Annotated in this window: 2 protein-coding genes and 2 pseudogenes; 1 reads left to right on the top strand and 3 read right to left on the bottom strand. The window is 30.2% G+C overall.

Annotation, left to right across the window (positions count from 1 at the left end):
• Positions 1-707 precede the first annotated feature (707 nt).
• From CQ058_RS30985 to CQ058_RS30975, 3 genes and pseudogenes are all read right to left on the bottom strand, one after another.
• Entirely contained in the window at positions 708-1,724 is a 1,017-nt protein-coding gene (locus tag CQ058_RS30985) for an anti sigma factor C-terminal domain-containing protein (protein ID WP_105590252.1), read from the bottom strand.
• Positions 1,705-2,214 (bottom strand): RNA polymerase sigma factor, encoded by a 510-nt coding sequence (locus tag CQ058_RS30980; RefSeq protein ID WP_105590251.1) that lies wholly within the window; start codon positions 2,212-2,214, stop codon positions 1,705-1,707. The genes CQ058_RS30985 and CQ058_RS30980 overlap by 20 nt, the downstream gene beginning before the upstream one ends.
• A 170-nt stretch (positions 2,215-2,384) precedes the next feature.
• A pseudogene (locus tag CQ058_RS30975) lies at positions 2,385-2,822 on the bottom strand (IS6 family transposase).
• A 403-nt stretch (positions 2,823-3,225) separates the two neighbouring features.
• On the opposite strand from CQ058_RS30975, the pseudogene CQ058_RS30970 reads away from it, so the two are divergent.
• Positions 3,226-3,494, top strand: a pseudogene (locus CQ058_RS30970) (hypothetical protein); the annotation flags it as partial.

Below are 3,494 nucleotides of genomic sequence, written 5' to 3'. Positions count from 1 at the left end.
ATTTGTAGGTGGAATCATTCCATTTGTACAAGAACTTTTAAAAGCAGTAATGTAAATTCATTATTCCGCAATTATTTATAAAAATTATCATACCTTAATACGAAAAAAAGGAGGAAATAATATGACAATCGCAATGGCAGTTTTAAAATTTGTAGGTGGAATCATTCCATTTGTACAAGAACTTTTAAAAGCAGTAATGTAAGTTCATTATTCCGCAATTATTTATAAAAATTATCATATCTTAATACGAAAAAAGAGGAGGAAATAATATGGCAATCGCAACGGCAGTTTTAGCATTCTTAGGTGGAGTACTTCCATTAGTAACAACACTTATAAAAGCATTCATGTAATATAATTCTCTGCACTTATTTTTTAAAATTATCATACAAATGATCTGTATATCAAAGATGAATTGATGTGCAGATCATTTGTGTGAGCAAAGTCCCTTTAAGCATTATGAAGGGACTTTTTTAAATTTCTACATACTTGAGGTTCCGTCACATCAACATCAAGTTAAAGCACTTTTAAAACATTAAAAGGTGCTTTTTATTTTTTATAAATACGAATGTAAACTTTAGTATATTAGTTTACATTCGTTCCCTTGATTTTATTGACTATATTCTGATTTACCCATTTTCTCTAAAACCACCGTTAAAAGTATACATTCAATTCATTGATATCGTTATCTTTTTTTGAATGACTAATTATTACTGCTTATCAACAATTACTCCTCTAACCGCTGCCTTCACATAAGGGGCGTCTTGTAACTGTTGTAAAGAATTTGTTGTCCCTGTAATTACTACACCATATATAGGTAAATCTTTTGGAGAAATATCTTTAATATTTTTATAATGATTTTTAACATCATCATTATTAAGTTGATTATTCTCATTTAATTTTTTCATTGCATCCATAAAGTCTTTTGAATTTATCTTTAAATTTTCTTTTGAATATTCTTCTTTTTTTGTATAACTTCCTCGAAATCCATATACATGCGTAGACATTACAGCATTCAAAACAGCACCAGTTTTAGGATCTTTTAAACCTACATAAGTATTTGGGCTATTTTCATTGTATGTATCTACCCAATACCAAACTGGTTGTACATCTTTTGGTAACATTTTTTCAATTTGTTCAACTGTATATGCTTTATCAAAAGATATAGCTATTTCTCCAACTTTATTTTGAAGCTCTCCAATGTTTTTAAGGTCATTTACATAATTTCTATATGTAACAAATGGTAAATAAAATCGCATTTCTCTCTGCATCGTTTGACTATTATAATCTGGTAATGTTTCAAATTCATCCTTCTTATTACCAGATTCTTCGTCTAATATTGTATTTCCATTAAAATTCAATTGACTGTATCCCCATATTGATGAATACTCATATATTTCATCAATCCATTTAACTGGTTGTCCAGCAATATTTTTATAAGAACTATATATAATTGTACCGCCAGTTAAACCCATACTTAATTTGGTATGTCCATTAAATAAAATATTAGGGCCTTTTACAGAATGCAATACATTCCTTTGTATTTCCATTTTAATAAAGGTCTTTTGAGAAAAATAAATAGATGAAATATAAATTCCAATAATCACGACAATCGATGCACACATAGAAATAATCCAATTTCGCAGAAGATGCTTCCTCTTTGCTTTCTTTAGTAACGACTTCATCTGTTTATCATCCATATCTAGTTCAAAATCTTTCCGACTCATGTTCCTTCCCCCTATACAATGCTTTAAATTGATTACGTGCCCTGTATAAATTTGTTTTAATGGTTTCTTCTTTCATGTCTAATAAAGAAGAAATTTCCTTGTAAGATAATTCATAATCATATTTTAATAATAAAATATTCTTATAATCTGGATTCATTGTTTCCAGCACTTCTTGTATTTCCACTTGAAATTCTTTCGTTAGAATAATTTCATCTAACGATTTTTGACCAATAAGTATAACTGACTCAATAGGTACCGGATTAAAACGTTTTGATTTTCTATATAAGTCCCGATATTGATTAATTGCTACCCGTAATAACCAGGGAGTCAGTTTTTCTAACGAAATATCTTCCATTAAAAACATTGCTTTATATAATGTATCTTGTACAATATCTTCAGCATCTTTTACCTCTACACCAAGCTTTAATAAATATTTATAAATAACTTGGGATTTTTCTACTAATAGTGATCCAAATGTATCATAATTCATCTAATTCTCCCTTCTATATAATTAACGTTTGAAAACGTAAAATGTATACAAACTTTATAAAAAAAATCAAAAAAGAAAAAAGTACATCAATGTATGATGTACTTTTTTCGGTTCTGGTGCAAAAATATTAGTTAGAAACCTAGAGTAGCAACTTCCTCTACATTTCTAGCCTATGAAGCTAAACCAAACAGTTTATGAATAAATTGTTTTTGATTTTGGACAGACTTGTCCAGTAAAACAAGTTGTCCTTTTTTCATCATATGCATGGCTTCAACACCACTCAATATAGAAATTGCTGTTTTAAACGACTTTAAACCTAACATAGAACGAACTCACCTTTTAATAAACCGGTGATCTTGTTCCACTATATTATTGAGATATCTAACTTGCCTTAGTTGTATGCCTTTAGGCATATGTTTCTCTTCTAATTGAGGTCCATATTGATGAACCCAGCGCATAATGGTTGTGTGAGCGATTGATACTCCTCGTTCTTCCATCATTTCCACCAGGTTACGAAAGCACAAATTGTACCGCAGGTACCATCTTACTGTTAATAAGATCAGTTCAGGCTGATAATGTTTCCACTTGAATAGATTTTTCTTTTCCATACCAATCACATCCTTTTTTAAAGTACTAGTATCAGTATTTCCAAGTTTGATAGACATTTTTCATATACTTCAAAGTTTTTGCACCAGAACCAGATATGGTACATCTTTATATTTTTATTAAAGTAAGCGATCACATAAATATCAATACATTCTTATATGCAATATTGCATATTCGTATATAATTTTATATACACCTAAATAGATTGATGATAAAGCCAATAAACATGCGGGTTTCCTTCATTGTGTGCTAGTTTCACCAACAAATACGTCAGACCTTCGAAACAATTTTGTAACATTTATGAAAGAGAAACGAAAGATTTGTTTGCTATGATGAGGCTTGTCCACTAGTAGACGATGCGCGCAGGGAGTAAAACCATTAATGGAAATAAGGAGATATTAAGACATGTTGATTAAAAGAAAACTACCTATACTTACATTCTTAGCATTCATATTTAGTTTGATAGTTACTGTTTTTCCTACAAATTCTGCTTATGCAGCTGAGGACAATCGTATACTGGATATTTATGGGGATCCAGTCAAGACATCCAAAGATTATATAATGGTACGTAAAATTTGGGATGGTAAGCCTCGGTATGCTGCTTATGCAGGTGTAGGTGAGAAGAGACTTGGAGTAACTTATGAGAAGTTTGCGGGTTGGCATTATGTAATGCA

The organism is Bacillus sp. MYb56 (genome assembly GCF_002976445.1).
Lineage (GTDB): Bacteria > Bacillota > Bacilli > Bacillales > Bacillaceae_G > Bacillus_A > Bacillus_A mycoides.
The sequence above is the reverse complement of the archived record's forward strand: the minus strand, read 5'-3'. Positions and strand labels throughout refer to the sequence as shown.

What these genes read in the sequence shown, in the direction of transcription:
- CQ058_RS30985 (WP_105590252.1), bottom strand. Translation starts at nt 1,724, where the DNA reads ATGAGTCGGAAAGATTTTGAACTAGATATGGATGATAAACAGATGAAG.
- CQ058_RS30980 (WP_105590251.1), bottom strand. Translation starts at nt 2,214, where the DNA reads ATGAATTATGATACATTTGGATCACTATTAGTAGAAAAATCCCAAGTT.